At 72.3% G+C, this 13366-nt stretch carries 18 protein-coding genes; 8 read left to right on the top strand and 10 right to left on the bottom strand.

What is annotated here, in order from left to right; all coding sequences use genetic code 11:
• Positions 1–25 precede the first annotated feature (25 nt).
• The gene (locus tag ACFQQI_RS05980) at positions 26–541 is read left to right on the top strand and encodes a YncE family protein (protein ID WP_378559367.1); all 516 of its coding nucleotides are present in this window, start codon (positions 26–28) and stop codon (positions 539–541) included.
• Complete coding sequence (locus tag ACFQQI_RS05975; RefSeq protein WP_378559364.1) at positions 538–1080, top strand: hypothetical protein; 543 nt, start codon at positions 538–540, stop codon at positions 1078–1080. Before ACFQQI_RS05980 ends, ACFQQI_RS05975 begins: the two co-directional genes overlap by 4 nt.
• 58 nt (positions 1081–1138) lie before the next feature.
• Here ACFQQI_RS05975 and ACFQQI_RS05970 read toward each other — a convergent pair whose 3' ends face one another.
• The 5 genes from ACFQQI_RS05970 to ACFQQI_RS05950 all read right to left on the bottom strand — a co-directional run bounded on the left by ACFQQI_RS05970 (position 1139) and on the right by ACFQQI_RS05950 (position 4742).
• The gene (locus tag ACFQQI_RS05970; RefSeq protein WP_369759046.1) at positions 1139–1213 is read right to left on the bottom strand and encodes a 50S ribosomal protein bL37; all 75 of its coding nucleotides are present in this window, start codon (positions 1211–1213) and stop codon (positions 1139–1141) included.
• Between the two features lie 115 nt (positions 1214–1328).
• Positions 1329–1703 (bottom strand): thioesterase family protein, encoded by a 375-nt coding sequence (locus ACFQQI_RS05965; protein WP_378559361.1) that lies wholly within the window; start codon positions 1701–1703, stop codon positions 1329–1331.
• Positions 1703–2191, bottom strand: coding sequence for a GNAT family N-acetyltransferase (locus ACFQQI_RS05960; protein ID WP_378559358.1), 489 nt, complete (start codon positions 2189–2191; stop codon positions 1703–1705). Before ACFQQI_RS05960 ends, ACFQQI_RS05965 begins: the two co-directional genes overlap by 1 nt.
• Positions 2184–3881: an acetolactate synthase gene (locus ACFQQI_RS05955; RefSeq protein WP_378559355.1), complete on the bottom strand. Its 1698-nt coding sequence runs from the start codon at positions 3879–3881 to the stop codon at positions 2184–2186. The genes ACFQQI_RS05960 and ACFQQI_RS05955 overlap by 8 nt, the downstream gene beginning before the upstream one ends.
• A gap of 9 nt (positions 3882–3890) precedes the next feature.
• Positions 3891–4742 carry a DUF2785 domain-containing protein gene (locus ACFQQI_RS05950; protein ID WP_378559352.1) on the bottom strand — a complete coding sequence of 284 codons (852 nt, stop codon included), beginning with the start codon at positions 4740–4742 and terminating at the stop codon, positions 3891–3893.
• A gap of 93 nt (positions 4743–4835) precedes the next feature.
• Here ACFQQI_RS05950 and ACFQQI_RS05945 point away from each other — a divergent pair, with 93 nt between their 5' ends.
• Positions 4836–6311, top strand: a complete 1476-nt coding sequence (locus ACFQQI_RS05945) for a sensor histidine kinase (protein ID WP_378559349.1) — start codon at positions 4836–4838, stop codon at positions 6309–6311.
• 13 nt (positions 6312–6324) lie between these two features.
• Here ACFQQI_RS05945 and ACFQQI_RS05940 read toward each other — a convergent pair whose 3' ends face one another.
• Positions 6325–6576, bottom strand: coding sequence for a WhiB family transcriptional regulator (locus tag ACFQQI_RS05940; protein WP_011755173.1), 252 nt, complete (start codon positions 6574–6576; stop codon positions 6325–6327).
• Between the two features lie 212 nt (positions 6577–6788).
• Between ACFQQI_RS05940 and ACFQQI_RS05935 the strand changes: the two genes are divergently transcribed.
• On the top strand, positions 6789–7178 hold the full coding sequence (locus ACFQQI_RS05935; RefSeq protein ID WP_378559345.1) for a hypothetical protein: 390 nt from the start codon (positions 6789–6791) through the stop codon (positions 7176–7178).
• A 12-nt stretch (positions 7179–7190) separates the two neighbouring features.
• Here ACFQQI_RS05935 and ACFQQI_RS05930 read toward each other — a convergent pair whose 3' ends face one another.
• The 3 genes from ACFQQI_RS05930 to sodN all read right to left on the bottom strand — a co-directional run bounded on the left by ACFQQI_RS05930 (position 7191) and on the right by sodN (position 9213).
• The gene (locus tag ACFQQI_RS05930; protein WP_378559342.1) at positions 7191–8000 is read right to left on the bottom strand and encodes an RNA polymerase sigma factor SigF; all 810 of its coding nucleotides are present in this window, start codon (positions 7998–8000) and stop codon (positions 7191–7193) included.
• A 1-nt stretch (position 8001) separates the two neighbouring features.
• Positions 8002–8433, bottom strand: a complete 432-nt coding sequence (locus tag ACFQQI_RS05925; protein WP_378559339.1) for an anti-sigma factor — start codon at positions 8431–8433, stop codon at positions 8002–8004.
• A gap of 378 nt (positions 8434–8811) precedes the next feature.
• Complete coding sequence (gene sodN / locus ACFQQI_RS05920; RefSeq protein ID WP_378559336.1) at positions 8812–9213, bottom strand: superoxide dismutase, Ni; 402 nt, start codon at positions 9211–9213, stop codon at positions 8812–8814.
• 141 nt (positions 9214–9354) lie between these two features.
• On the opposite strand from sodN, the gene ACFQQI_RS05915 reads away from it, so the two are divergent.
• The 4 genes from ACFQQI_RS05915 to ACFQQI_RS05900 all read left to right on the top strand — a co-directional run bounded on the left by ACFQQI_RS05915 (position 9355) and on the right by ACFQQI_RS05900 (position 12645).
• Positions 9355–9669, top strand: coding sequence for a S24 family peptidase (locus tag ACFQQI_RS05915; RefSeq protein WP_378559333.1), 315 nt, complete (start codon positions 9355–9357; stop codon positions 9667–9669).
• 107 nt (positions 9670–9776) lie between these two features.
• Positions 9777–10985 carry an NADP-dependent malic enzyme gene (locus ACFQQI_RS05910; protein ID WP_378559330.1) on the top strand — a complete coding sequence of 403 codons (1209 nt, stop codon included), beginning with the start codon at positions 9777–9779 and terminating at the stop codon, positions 10983–10985.
• 20 nt (positions 10986–11005) lie between these two features.
• A complete protein-coding gene (locus ACFQQI_RS05905; protein WP_378559327.1) occupies positions 11006–11974 on the top strand; it encodes a zinc-binding dehydrogenase in 969 nt (322 codons plus the stop codon).
• Positions 11971–12645 (top strand): SDR family oxidoreductase, encoded by a 675-nt coding sequence (locus ACFQQI_RS05900; protein WP_378559324.1) that lies wholly within the window; start codon positions 11971–11973, stop codon positions 12643–12645. Before ACFQQI_RS05905 ends, ACFQQI_RS05900 begins: the two co-directional genes overlap by 4 nt.
• On the opposite strand, the gene ACFQQI_RS05895 is transcribed toward ACFQQI_RS05900, so the two are convergent.
• A complete protein-coding gene (locus tag ACFQQI_RS05895; protein ID WP_378559321.1) occupies positions 12646–13263 on the bottom strand; it encodes a TetR family transcriptional regulator in 618 nt (205 codons plus the stop codon).
• Positions 13264–13366: the final 103 nt, after the last annotated feature.

The following is a 13366-nucleotide window of genomic DNA, read 5'->3' as shown; positions in this document are numbered from 1 at the left end:
CCGTCGTCCCTCTCGGGAGCACTCGATGAGCATCCTGCGCACCGCCGGCGCCGCGGCCGGCCTCGTCCTCGCCCTCAGCCTCGCCCCGCCCGTCGCCGCCGACGGCCGCGGTGACCACGGCGGTCACCACGGCGATCACCACAGCGATCACCATGGTGGCGACGCGGGGCCGGACCAAATCGACCTGCCGAACGGGTGGCGCCCCGAGGGCATCACGAACGACGGCCGGCGGCTGTACGTCGGGTCGCTCGCCGACGGCGCGATCTGGGTGGCCGACCCGCGCACGGGCGACGGCGAGGTCCTCGCCGAGGGCGCGACCGGCCGGGTCGCGGTGGGCGTCACCTACGACTGGCGCCGCGACCTGCTCTGGGTGGCCGGCGGCCTGACCGGCGAGGTGCGGGCGCAGGACGCCGACACCGGCGAGGTGCTCGCGACGTACTCATTCCCGTCGCCGGACGCGACCCAGCGCTTCCTCAACGACCTCACCGTGACGCGCCAAGCGGTCTACGTCACCGACTCGCGCACGCGGAGCTGGCCGTGATCCCGTTCGACGACGGCGAGCTCCCGGCCGCGGACGCCGCCGAGGTGCTGCCGCTGACCGGCGACCTCGTCCTGCAGGCGGGCAACAACCTCAACGGCATCGTCAGCGGCTACGCGGACCGCCGCGGCTCCGGACATCGCGGTGACGACGACCGCCGCCACCGGCACGGGCGCGGGTACGGCTTCGGGTCCGGGCTGATCGCCATCCAGAGCAACACCGGGACGCTGCTGCGGATCGACCCGCGCACGGGCGAGACCGACGCGCTCGAGCTCGACGGGGAACCGCTGGTCAACGGCGACGGCATCGAGCTCGACCGCCACGGCCGCCTCTGGGTGCTCCGCAACAGCGACAACCTGCTCGTGGAGGTGCGGCTAGGCCATCGGTCCGCCTCGGTGGAGGACGCGAACAGGTACGAGGGGTTCGACGTACCGAGCACCGGCACGCTCCTGCGGGACTCCTTCTACGCCGTCAACGCCCGGTTCGGCATCCAGATGCCGGAGACGGCGGAGTTCTGGATCACGCGCGTCGAGCTCGACTAGCGCCCCGGGAGAGCAAGAACCCCCGAACCGGACGGTTCGGGGGTTCTGACTTCTGCGCTCAGGCGTTGGGGCGCTTGCCGTGGTTCGCGCCCTTCTTCTTGCGAGCGCGGCGCTTGCGGCCGGTCTTGCCCATGATTTCCTCCTGATCGGACGTTGTCTGGCCCGGAGGCCAGCGCCCATCCTCTCAAACGCGCGGTCCGGGGCGAAATCGGGCGCCTGGTCGGGCGGGGGAATCCCACACGCCCACCTCAGAGCCGAGAGAGGAACCGCTCTGCGTCGACGACGATCCGGGTGACCTCACCGGTCCCCACGACCTTGCCGGGCGCGCCGTCCGGGCCGAGGTTGCGGGCGGCGACCGTGAAGCGGTGCAGCCGGCCCTCGTCGTACACCGAGGACGCGGTCACCTCGACCGCCTGGCCGACGGTGCTGGCGGCGAGGTGATCGAGCTGGATGCGGGTGCCGACGCTCGTCGCGCCGTCGGGCAGCGTCGGCTCGAGGGCCGCGCAGGTGGCGGCCTCGCACCAGGCGATGAGTCGAGGTGTCGCGAGCACGGGCAGGATCCCCGAGCCGATGGCGAGCGCGGTGTGCTCGTCGGCGACGGTGAACGTGAGGGTGGCCTCCATCAGAGCTCCAAGCGGTAGGCGATCAGGTCGACGCCCTGGACCGGTGACCAGTCGCGCTCGGGGACACGCGCGAACCCGAACCGCTCGTAGATCCGGTGGGCGGTGGTCATCTCCGCCAGGCTGGACAGCACGACGCCGCGGAAGCCCAGCTCACGGAAGCGGTCCAGCACCATCCGGGTCAGCGCGTCGCCCACGCCCCGGCGTCGGGCGTCGGGCGAGACGGCGAGCATCCGGAACTCGCCTTCGTCGTCGGCGCCGATCTCGCGCCACGGCGAGCCCGGCAGCGCGACCGTGACGGTGCCGACGACGGCGCCGTCGAGCTCCGCGACCCAGAGCTCGGCCTCCCGGTCGCGCTTCGCGGCGTCGCCCAGCAGGGCGATGTAGTGGTCGTCGGGCCCGGTCGTGAACTCGGCGTACGCCGCGACGGTCAGCCGGCCGGCCGCCTCGAGGTCGTCGGCACGGGCCGGTCTGACGACGACCTCAGACACCGAAGCTGGCGCGCGGGTAGACGGCCTCCACGTCGGTGATGACGTTGAGGAGGTAGGGCACGCCGGAGGCGAACGCCCGGTCGAGCGCGGGCCCGATCTGGCGCGGGTCGGTCACGGTCTCGCCGGCGCCGCCGAGCGCGCGCACGACCTCGTCGTACGCCGTGCGCGGGGCCAGGTCGGCGATCACGTCGTAGCCGTAGAGCATCTGCATCGGGCCCTTCTCGAGGCCCCACGCGGAGTTGTTGCCCATCACCATCACGACCGGCAGGTCGTGCCGGACGAGCGTGTCGACGTCCATCAGCGAGAACCCCGCCGCGCCGTCGCCGAGCAGCAGCACGACCTGCGCGGACGGTCGGGCGAGCCGGGCCGCGATCGCCGCGCCGAGGCCGGCGCCGAGGCAGCCGTAGGGGCCGGGGTCGAGCCAGCCGCCGGGCCGCTTGGGCTCGACGTACTTGCCGGCGAAGCTGACGAAGTCGCCGCCGTCGCCGATCACGACCGCGTCGTCGGCGAGCCGGGGGAGGAGCTCGCCGTAGATGCGGGCCGGGTGGATCGGGTCGGCCTCGGCGCCGAGCAGGTCGGCGTCGCGCGCGGCCGCGGCCGAGACCGCGCCCTGGAGGTCGCCGACCCACGTGGACCAGTCAGGACGGCGCACGACCTGCTCCATCGCGCCGAGCAGGCCGTCGAACACCGAGCTCAGGTCGCCGGACACCGACGCCGCGAGGTCGGCGTGCCCCGAGAGCTGGCCGGGGGAGTCCGCCACGTGCACGACCTGCGCCTGCGGGGCTCCGTCGCGACCGCCGAAGGCGCCGTACCCGAGCCGGAAGTCCAACGGGGTGCCGACCACGACCACCAGGTCGGCGCCGCCGAGGGCGACGCCGCGGGCCTTGGTCACCAGCAGCGGGTGGCCGCCGGGCACGACCCCACGGCCCATGCCGTTGGTGATCGCCGGGACGCCGACCGCCTCGACGAAGCGCAGCGCGGCCTCCTCCGCGTGGTCGGCCCACACGTCCGTGCCGAGGATGAGCACCGGGCGGGAGGCCGCGGCGAGGAGCTCGGCCACCGCGGTGACCGCGTCGGGGTCGGGGTCGGCCCCGCGCAGCGGCGCGACCGCGGGCAGCGGCCCGGTCGCGCTGTTGAAGAGCTCGTCCATCGGCACGTCGACGAAGACCGGCCCGCGGTGCGACGAGCGGGCGGTGACGAACGCGTCGTGCATCCCGCCGAGCACGTCCTCGGCCGTGGGGATGGTGCGCGCCTGCTTGGAGACCGGCGCGAAGATCGGTGGCTGGTCGAGCTCCTGGAGGGCGCCGGTGCCCCAGCGGTTCTGCGGCGCCCGGCCGCCGACGACCACCATCGGCGAGCCCGCGAACTGCGCCTGCGCGACCGCGCTCAGGCCGTTGGTCACGCCCGGCCCGGCGGTCAGCACGGCCAGGCCCGGCACCCGGGTGAGCTTGCCGGTCGCCTCCGCCGCGAACGCCGCCGTCTGCTCGTGGCGTACGTCGAGCAGCCGCATCGGCGGCTCGGCCTTGACCGCTCCGTCGTACAGCGGGAAGACGTGCGCGCCCGAGAGCGTGAACATCGTGTCCACGCCGTGGGCGCGGGCCACCGCGACCGCGAGCTCGCCGGCGTGGCCGCTCAGGTCGGTCGGGTCGCCGGCGGGGTCGGTCTCGGGGGTCGTCAGCTCGTCGTGCATGCCCGCAGGTTACTCACCCGTAGTAGCGAGGTACCCGTGGTTGGTCGCTTTCAGTGCGTCGACGACTACCAGCAGCAGGTCGGAGCGCAGCTGCGGCGGCCGCGCACCGAGCGAGAGCTGCAGGTAGAGGGCGCGCAGGAACGCCTCGGCGTTGCCGCCCGCGAGGTAGGGGTCGCGGTCGTCGTACGCCGAGCGGGTGCCGGCCGCGGCCGCGATCCGGGCGATCCACGGCTCGAGCACGCGCAGCGGCACCACGTTGCGACGCAGCACCGCCATCGTCGCGAACGCGAGGCGGTCGGGCTCGCCGCTGCTGAAGAGCCGGTCCACCCGCATCAGCAGCCGGTCGGCCACGACGTCGAGCAGGACGGTCAGCTCAGGGGTGGCCAGGTGCGGCGACCGCGCCAGGATCGCGAGCGTGTCGGCGCCGTGGGACACCGCGTGCGCCCAGCCCTTCCCGGGCACCCAGCCGCGCAGGTCGCGCTCGCGCAGCACCCACGTCGTGAGCCGGTCGCCCCACTCGAGGATCTTGCCGCCGGCCAGCAGGGGACGCGTGTTGTCGCGGGCGATGCACTCCCCGAGCACGAGCGCCGAGAAGCTGCGCCGGAAGACCGTGTCGGTGTCGCGCTCGCCGAGCCCGACCAGCAGCCCCATGGCCATGCCGTCGCCGAGCCCGGAGAGCAGGTCGTCGTAGACACCGCGCTCGACCCAGGTCGTCAGCGTGGGGTACGCCGTGCCGTCGCGCAGGGCCGGGTCGGGGTCACCCAGCATCCGGGTCAGCTCGGCGGTGAGGTCGTCGAGCGGGCGATCCGACGGGACCGCCAGCCCTGCTGCGTGCACGTTCCGCCAGTATGCCCCGGACATAGGGGCGATCCTACGAAAGCCGGCGGGCTAGTCCAGTGCCGGTCCACCCCCACACGCCGCCCGGGGATCAGAACACGTCCTACCCTTGCGTCCGTGCCGTCCCTGAGCGACCTCGTGCGCAGCCACACCGACCTCGATGCCGAGGACGTCGCGTGGCTCCAGCTGCTCATGGCGGACTGGCAGATCATCGCCGACCTCTCCTTCGCCGACCTCGTCCTGTGGCTGCCCGACCAGGAGGGCAAGGGCTTCTGGGCGGGCGGGCAGATGCGGCCGACGACCGGCCCTACGGCGTACGTCGACGACGTGATCGGCACGTTCGTGCCGGTGGGCCGGCGGCCGCTGATCGACGCGGCGTACGCCCAGGGGCGGCTGGTCCGGGAGGGCGACCCGGAGTGGCGCGACGACGTGCCGGTGCGGGTCGAGACGATCCCGGTGCGGCGGGCCGGCCGGATCATCGCGGTGGTCGCCCGCAACACGAACCTGCTCGGCGTGCGCACCCCGAGCCGCCTGGAGCTGTCCTACCTGCAGACCGCGGCCGACCTGACCCAGATGATCGCGCACGGCCACTTCCCCGCGACCGGGCAGCGCAGCGACCACGCGGACACGCCGCGGGTCGGCGACGGCTTCCTGCGGGTGGACGCAGCCGGCCGGGTCGTCTACGCGAGCCCGAACGCGCTCTCGGTGTTCCGCCGGCTCGGGCTCTCCGGCGACCTCACCGGGCTGTCCCTGGCCGAGACGACCCGCTCGCTGGTGCCGCCGCGCCGGCGGCCCGACGAGGAGACCCTGAGCGCCGTGCTCGGCGGCCGGGCCCACCGGGACACCGAGATCGGCACCGACGAGGTCTCGCTGATCGTGCGGTCGATCCCGCTGCGTCCCCAGGGCGACCGGATCGGGGCCTTGGTGCTGGTGCGCGACGTCACCGACCTGCGCCGGCGCGACCGGGAGCTGGTCACCAAGGACGCGACGATCCGCGAGATCCACCACCGGGTGAAGAACAACCTCCAGACGGTCGCCGCGCTGCTGCGGCTCCAGGCTCGCCGGATGGACAACGAGGCGGCCCGGCTGGCCCTCGAGGAGGCGGTACGCCGGGTCGGGTCGATCGCGATCGTCCACGAGATCCTCAGCCAGGCGGTCGAGGAGCGCGTCGACTTCGACGACGTCGTGGACCCGCTCGGCCGGATGGTCACCGAGGTGAGCGCGGTGGGCAGCCGGGTGCGCGTGCGCCGATCGGGCTCGTTCGGCGAGCTGCCGTCCGAGGCCGCGACTGCCCTCGCGATGGTGATCACCGAGCTGCTCCAGAACGCCGTCGAGCACGGCTACGACCCGGACGAGGCCGACCTCAGCGGCGGGATCGAGCTCACCGCCCGGCGCCTGGTCGGCCGCCTGCACGTCACCGTCGACGACGACGGCCGGGGGCTGCCCGACGGGTTCGACCTCGACGGCTCGAGCAGCCTGGGGCTGTCGATCGTCCGCACGCTCGTGGAGTCGGAGCTGGGCGGCCAGCTCGAGATCGGCCCGCGGCCCGGGGGCACCGGCACGCGGGCGGCGCTCGACGTACCCCTGGACTAGTGCGGGGGTCGGGTCAGGCGGTGCGCACCCGCGCGCGGGCGTTGCGACGCTTGAGCGCGCGGCGCTCGTCCTCGCTCAGGCCGCCCCACACGCCATGGTCCTGTCCGGCCTCGAGCGCCCACGCGAGGCACTGCTCGCGCACCTCGCAGCGACGGCACACCTGCTTGGCCTCCTCGATCTGGAGGATGGCCGGACCGGTGTTGCCGATCGGGAAGAACAGCTCCGGGTCCTCGTCGAGGCACGCGGAACGGTGGCGCCAATCCATGGCTGGGCGATCCCTACTTTCTTCGGACTCAGGGGGCGGGCCGGGGGGTGGACCTGCCATACGTGATGGGCGCGCCAAAGCACGCGCAAGTTCACGCGGTACCCCTCAAGACTCGCAATAATCTGAACGTTAAACAAGCCTTTCCGTGGTCTTGTCCGTCACAGGGAAGGCTCGCGTGTCGAGGCGGGTGGTGGCTCTTCTAGGCTGCTCCGGTGAGCCTACGTCCCGACACCAATGCGCCGGCCCCGCTCGTGGTGGCGGCATCGCTGGCCGCCATCGAGGGTCTGCTGCTGCTCGGGTACGCCGTGCTGGAGGTGGTCAGCCTCGACGCGGACCGAGTGGAGGTGGCGCTCACGACCACGGCGTTCTTCGCGTTGTACGGCGGGGGACTGCTCTACTGCGCCTGGGCGCTGACCCGGCTGAGCTCGTGGGCGCGCAGCCCGGTCGTCCTGGCCCAGCTGATCCAGCTCGGGGTGGCGTGGAGCTTCTGGGGCGGCGAGACGACCGTCGTGGCGATCGTCGTGGGGCTGGTCGCGATCGTCGTGCTGGTGGGCGTGCTGCACCCGGCCAGCATGTCCGCGCTGGCCGCCGCGGAGGACTAGACCGCTCCGGAGCTAGGAGTCCTGCTCGAGCGAGGTGCGCAGCTGCTCGAGCGTACGGTTGAGCAGCCGGGAGACGTGCATCTGCGAGACACCGATCTCCTCGGCGATCTGCGACTGCGTCATGTTCTTGAAGAACCGCAGCAGCAGGATCTTCTTCTCGCGCGGCGCGAGCCGGTCGAGCAGCGGCTTGATCGACTCGCGGATCTCGACGTGCTCGAGCCCCTCGTCGTCGACGCCGATCGCGTCGAGCATGGTCGCGGCGCCGTCGTCGCCGTCGTCGCTGGCGTCGAGGGAGAGCGTGGAGTAGGCGTTGCTCGACTCGATGCCCTCGACGATCTCCTCGACCGTGCAGCCGATCGCCTCCGCCAGCTCGCGGGGGGTCGGCGAGCGGCCCAGCGACTGGGTGAGCTCCGCGCTCGCCGTACCGATCTGCATGCGCAGCTCCTGGAGCCGCCGCGGCACCCGGATCGCCCAGCCCTTGTCGCGGAAGTAGCGCTTGATCTCGCCGATGATCGTGGGCGTCGCGTACGTCGAGAACTCGACGCCCCGGTCGGAGTCGAATCGGTCGATGGACTTGATCAGCCCGATCGTGCCCACCTGGACGAGGTCCTCGAGCGGCTCACCGCGGTTGCGGAAGCGGCGCGCGCAGTGCTCGACCAGGGGGAGGTGCAGGTGCACGAGCGACTCGCGAGCCGAGTCGCGGCTGGCGTCGGAGCTGTCCTCGCCGCCGAAGACCGCGAAGAGCTCCGCACTGCGCAGGCGGGTCAGCTCGACGCCCGTGGGGCCGTCGGTCGTCCCGTCGTCGTCGAGCGAGATCGTCATGTCAGAGACCGGGCTCCTGATGGGAGGACACCATCGTGAGGGTAATCGTGAGGGTGTCGTCGGTGGAGTCCGCCCTCGCATCGGTGGCCAGGGTCGTGAGCACCTGCCACGCGAAGCTGTCGGTGTCCGGCTCGATCGCGCCGTCGACGCTCACCGACACCCCGACGGTGAGCTCGCCCGGGGACTGGTAGAAGCGGCAGGTCAGGTCGGTGCCCGGCGTCGCCTCCTCGAGCGCCATCGCGCTCGCCTCGCCGACGGCGATGCGCAGGTCCTCGATGTCGTCGATCGGGAAGTCGAGGCGGGCGGCCAGGCCGGCGGTGGTGGTGCGCAGCACTGAGGCGTACGCCCGGTCGGCCGGCAGGCGGAGCTCGACGTCGGCCCGGCGCACTCCTTCCGTCGCGGTCGAGCCGGTGGTCGCGCCGATCGATGCCATGTGTCGTCCTTGGGGCTGGTTCGTGAGGCCGGTGCAACGGAACCGGTCCTGCGAAATGTAGCCGGGACCGGCCCCTGCGGGTTGTCGTACCCGCGGGACCGGTCCCGTTAACCAGCGGTCTGGAGTGCCGAGGCCAGATCGGCCTCGACTGCAGATCAAGACTTCGACAGAGCGGAAAGCCTTCGCAGGCTCAGGCTTTCCTTCGACGCCGTCTGTGGTTGCGGTAGACGGTCACGCCTTCGCAAGCTCAGGCGTGCTTGAGACGGCGAAGCCCTTCGCTTCGCTCAGGCTTTCCTTCGACGCCGTCTGTGGTTGCGGTAGACGGTCACGCCTTCGCAAGCTCAGGCGTGCTTGAGACGGCGAAGCCCTTCGCTTCGCTCAGGCCTTCTTGGTCTCCCAGAAGATCTCAGCGATCTGGTCGATCTTCGCCAGCAGCTCATCGGCCTTGCCCGCGTCGAGCTCGCCCTTCGTGCCGGCGGCGCCGGCCAGCTTGGTCGCCTCGTTCACGAGGGTGTGGAGCTGGGGGTACTTCTCGAAGTGCGGGGGCTTGAAGTAGTCGGTCCACAGCACCCAGAGGTGGTGCTTGACCAGCTCGGAGCGCTGCTCCTTGATGACGATCGCCCGGGTGCGGAAGTCGGGGTCGTTGTTGTCGGCGACCTTGGCGATGATGGCCTTGATCGACTCGGCCTCGATGCGCGCCTGGGCGGGGTCGTAGACACCGCAGGGAAGGTCGCAGTGGGCGGAAACCTCGAGGGTGGGTGCGAACAGTCGCGCGAACATGCGGGTCCTCTCGTCTTCGGTTGTCCTTGATGCCGCCGGTGATTCCACGGCAGCGCTGGCTGCGACACTACTCCGGTGCCACAGCGCGAAGGAGGTACCCGTCCCAGACCGGAAGACACCCCGCGGTGGGGGTTCGCCGTCGTGCGGGGCGAGTCGATGGTGCCGACGCTGCGAGCGGGTGATCGGCTGCTGGTGTCCTACCGGCGCGCGCCCCGGGCGGGTGACGTGGTGGTCGCCCGTTTCGTGGACGGGACCGTGGCCGTGAAGCGCGCGGCCGGGCGGCGTACGACGCGGGCGGACGTCCCGGGCTGGTGGCTGGTCAGCGACAACCCGGGCGCGGGCGTCGACTCGCGGCACCGCGGCGTCGTGGCCGACGAGGACGTGATGGCGGTCACCCTCGCCCGGGTCTGGCCGTGGCCACGTCGGGTCAGTCGTCGCGGACCTGTGCGAGACTGACGGCGAGGGAGATCCCCCGCGGTCCGGGACTCATCCGCGCACACCCCGCGCGTCGAACCGGACCCCCGTTGTCTGTACGCCCTCGTCCCGAAAGCCAGGTCTTTTCCATGACCGTCTCGCACAGCACGTCGTCGACCCCGCAGCACAAGGCGCACCCGCGCGCCGGCGACCCCGTCTTCGACCTGCACGCAGGCGGGAAGATCGAGGTCCGGTCGACCGCGTCCGTGGACGGCCCCGACGAGCTGTCGCTGGCCTACACGCCCGGCGTCGCTCGCGTCTGCGAGGCGATCGCGGAGGACCCGACGATGTCGCAGCACTACACGTGGGTCCCGAACACGGTCGCCGTCGTCACCGACGGCACCGCCGTGCTCGGCCTCGGCGACATCGGGCCGTCCGCCGCGATGCCGGTGATGGAGGGCAAGGCCGTGCTCTTCAAGCAGTTCGGCAACGTCGACGCCGTCCCGATCTGCCTGGCCACGACCGACGTCGACGAGATCGTCGAGACCGTGGCGCGGCTGGCGCCGAGCTTCGGCGGCATCAACCTCGAGGACATCTCCGCGCCGCGGTGCTTCGAGATCGAGGAGCGCCTGAAGGAGCGGCTCGACATCCCGGTCTTCCACGACGACCAGCACGGCACGGCCGTCGTCGCGCTGGCCGCCCTGCAGAACGCGCTGCGCCTCACCGACCGCGCGCCGGAGTCCACCCGGGTCGTGATCTCGGGCGCGGGTGCGGCCGGCGTCGCGATCACCAAGATCCTGCTCGAGGCCGGCATCAAGGACCTCGTGGTCACCGACCGCAAGGGCGTGGTGCACTCCGGCCGGAGCGACCTGACGCCGGTCAAGCGTGCGCTCGCCGAGATGACGGCCGACAAGACCGGCCGCACCGGGACGCTCGCTGACGTCCTGGCGGGCGCCGACGTCTTCATGGGCGTCTCCGGCGGCACCGTGCCGGAGGAGGACATCGCCCGGATGGCTCCCGACGCGATCATCTTCGCGATGGCCAACCCGAACCCCGAGGTGCACCCGGAGGTCGCGCACCGGCACGCCCGCGTGGTCGCGACCGGCCGCTCGGACTACCCGAACCAGATCAACAACGTGCTCGCGTTCCCCGGCATCTTCAGGGGCGCGTTCGACGTGTACGCCACGGCGATCACCGAGGGGATGAAGCTGGCGGCCGCGCAGGCGCTGGCGGACCTGGTCGGCGACGACCTCACCGAGGACGTGGTGATCCCGTCGGTGTTCGACCCGCGGGTCGGGCCGGCGGTCGCGTCCGCTGTGGCCGATGCCGCACGCCGGGACGGTGTCGCCCGCAGGTAGGCCTCGGTAGGTTCGGGGACATGTTCGCCGTCTACGCCGACCGGTTCTCGAAGGACGACCCGCTCTCCGCCCTCCAGGTGGGGGAGCGTCCCGACCCGGAGGTGCCGGACGGCTGGACGACCGTCACGGTCAAGGCGGCGTCCCTCAACCACCACGACCTGTTCTCGCTGCGCGGCGTCGGGCTGCGCGAGGAGTCGCTGCCGATGATCCTCGGCTGCGACGCGGCCGGGTACGACGAGGACGGCAACGAGGTCGTCGTGCACGCGGTGATCAGCGACCCGTCCTGGACCGGCGACGAGACGTTCGACCCGAAGCGGTCGCTGCTCTCGGAGCGCCACCAGGGCACGTTCGCCGACAAGGTCGCCGTGCCGCGCCGCAACGTCGTGCCGAAGCCGGCGTCGCTCTCCTTCGAGGAGGCCGCCTGCCTGCCGACCGCCTGGCTCACGGCGTACCGGATGCTCTTCACGCGCGGCGAGCTGCGCGCCGGTGAGACCGTGCTGGTCCAGGGCGCCGGCGGCGGCGTGGCCACCGCCGCGATCGTGCTCGGCCGGGCCGCCGGGCTGCGGGTGCTGGTCACCAGCCGCGACGAGGCCAAGCGGAAGCGCGCGCTGGACCTCGGTGCGCACGACGCGTTCGAGTCCGGTGAGCGGCTGCCGGTGAAGGTCGATGCCGTCATCGAGACCGTCGGCCGCGCGACGTGGTCGCACTCGATCCGCTCGCTGCGGCCGGGCGGTCGGATCATCACCTCGGGCACGACCTCGGGCCCGAACCTCGACGACGCCGAGCTCACCCGGATCTTCTTCCTCCAGCTCAGTGTCATCGGCTCGACGATGGGCACCCGCGACGAGCTCGCCGGGCTGGTGTCGATGCTCGACGCCACCGGCGCGCGCCCACTCATCGACCGCACGCTCCCGATGACCGACGCGCGGGGCGGCTTCGCCGCGATGCTCGAGGGCGAGCAGTTCGGCAAGATCGTCTTCACGCGGTGAGCACGCACCTGGTCACCGGCGCCGGCTCCGGCATCGGGGCCGTCGTCGCCCGCACCCTGCTCGACCGCGGCGACACCGTCGTCCTCGTCGCCCGGTCCGACGAGCGGGCCGAGGAGCTGCGGTCGGCGTACGCCGGGGCCGAGGTGCTGGTCGCCGACCTCGCGTGGCCGGAGTCGGTGGAGTCGCTGCCGCTGCCGTCGTCGCTCGACTCGGTCGTGCACGCCGCCGGGGTCGTCGAGCTCGGTGGCGTCTCGTCGCTGTCGGTCGACGACTGGGCCTCCCAGCTCCGGGTCAACCTCGTCGCGCCCGCCGCCCTGACCCGGGTCGCGCTGCCCGCGCTGCGCGCGGCTCGCGGGACGGTCGTCTTCGTGAACTCCAGCGCCGGCCTCGTCGCCCATCCGCAGTGGTCGGCGTACGCCGCCTCCAAGCACGGCCTGCGTGCGCTCGCCGACTCGCTCCGCGCGGAGGAGGCGGGTCACGGCGTGCGGGTCTCGACGGTGTACCCCGGGCGCACGGCCACCCCGATGCAGGAGAAGGTGCACGCCCAGGAGGGCAAGGAGTACGACGCCGCCGCGTGGATCCGCCCCGAGACCGTGGCCGACGCGATCGTCCGGGTGCTCGACCTGCCCCGCGACGCGACGATCACCGACGTGACCGTCCGGCCCGCCTGATCAGAGCGTCGAGCGCCAGTTCAGGGCGCCGACGAGGACCATGCGCAGCTGGGTGCGGGCGCGCTCGACCACCTGCTGCTCGGCGGCCGGGCGGCCGTCGGCTCCGAGGATGGCCTCGGCGGTGGCGACCATCGCGGCGACGATGAGGTTGGCGAGGACCCGGAGGTCCTCGGTCGACCAGGCGCCGGTGCCGGAGAGACGGGCGAGGTCGGTGGCGAGCTCCCGCTCGAAGAGCTCGATCTCGTGGAGGATCGCGGCGCGCACCTCGGGCGGACCGGCGGCGCGCTCGCGGGCGATGAAGAGGAAGTGCGCCCGATGGGCATGGACGTGCTGGACGAGCAGCCTGACCGACCGGTCGGCGATCTCGGCGAGCGCGGGGTCGCCGCTGCGGATCTCGCGCATCATCGTGCGCAGTGACGCGAAGGACTCGTCGACGAGGGCGAGACCGAGAGCGTCGATCGAGTCGAAGTGCCGGTAGAACGCGGTCGGCACGATGCCGACCTGCTTGGCCACCTGGCGCAGCGAGACGGCCGCGAGGGTGCTCTCGGCGGAGAGGTCGAGGGCGGCGTCGAGGATCGCGCGGCGGGTGCGCTCCTTCTGCTCGACGCGGGTGGCCATGGGGTCAGGCTAGCCGTCGGTGCACGGGCGTGCTCCGGGTCACGTCGGGTGTCCTTGACCGTACCTGCGGTATGTGGGCACACTTTGGGTGTACATACGTTCA

Source organism: Nocardioides sp. GCM10030259, from assembly GCF_042666375.1.
Taxonomy (GTDB): domain Bacteria; phylum Actinomycetota; class Actinomycetes; order Propionibacteriales; family Nocardioidaceae; genus Nocardioides.
The sequence above is the reverse complement of the archived record's forward strand: the minus strand, read 5'-3'. Positions and strand labels throughout refer to the sequence as shown.

Bases quoted from the DNA above. Each gene is read 5' to 3' on its own strand.
- ACFQQI_RS05980 (WP_378559367.1), top strand. From the start codon at position 26: ATGAGCATCCTGCGCACCGCCGGCGCCGCGGCCGGCCTCGTCCTCGCC.
- ACFQQI_RS05965 (WP_378559361.1), bottom strand. From the start codon at position 1,703: ATGGAGGCCACCCTCACGTTCACCGTCGCCGACGAGCACACCGCGCTC.
- ACFQQI_RS05955 (WP_378559355.1), bottom strand. From the start codon at position 3,881: ATGCACGACGAGCTGACGACCCCCGAGACCGACCCCGCCGGCGACCCG.
- ACFQQI_RS05950 (WP_378559352.1), bottom strand. From the start codon at position 4,742: ATGTCCGGGGCATACTGGCGGAACGTGCACGCAGCAGGGCTGGCGGTC.
- ACFQQI_RS05940 (WP_011755173.1), bottom strand. From the start codon at position 6,576: ATGGATTGGCGCCACCGTTCCGCGTGCCTCGACGAGGACCCGGAGCTG.
- ACFQQI_RS05930 (WP_378559342.1), bottom strand. From the start codon at position 8,000: ATGACGATCTCGCTCGACGACGACGGGACGACCGACGGCCCCACGGGC.
- ACFQQI_RS05925 (WP_378559339.1), bottom strand. From the start codon at position 8,433: ATGGCATCGATCGGCGCGACCACCGGCTCGACCGCGACGGAAGGAGTG.
- sodN (WP_378559336.1), bottom strand. From the start codon at position 9,213: ATGTTCGCGCGACTGTTCGCACCCACCCTCGAGGTTTCCGCCCACTGC.
- ACFQQI_RS05910 (WP_378559330.1), top strand. From the start codon at position 9,777: ATGACCGTCTCGCACAGCACGTCGTCGACCCCGCAGCACAAGGCGCAC.
- ACFQQI_RS05905 (WP_378559327.1), top strand. From the start codon at position 11,006: ATGTTCGCCGTCTACGCCGACCGGTTCTCGAAGGACGACCCGCTCTCC.
- ACFQQI_RS05895 (WP_378559321.1), bottom strand. From the start codon at position 13,263: ATGGCCACCCGCGTCGAGCAGAAGGAGCGCACCCGCCGCGCGATCCTC.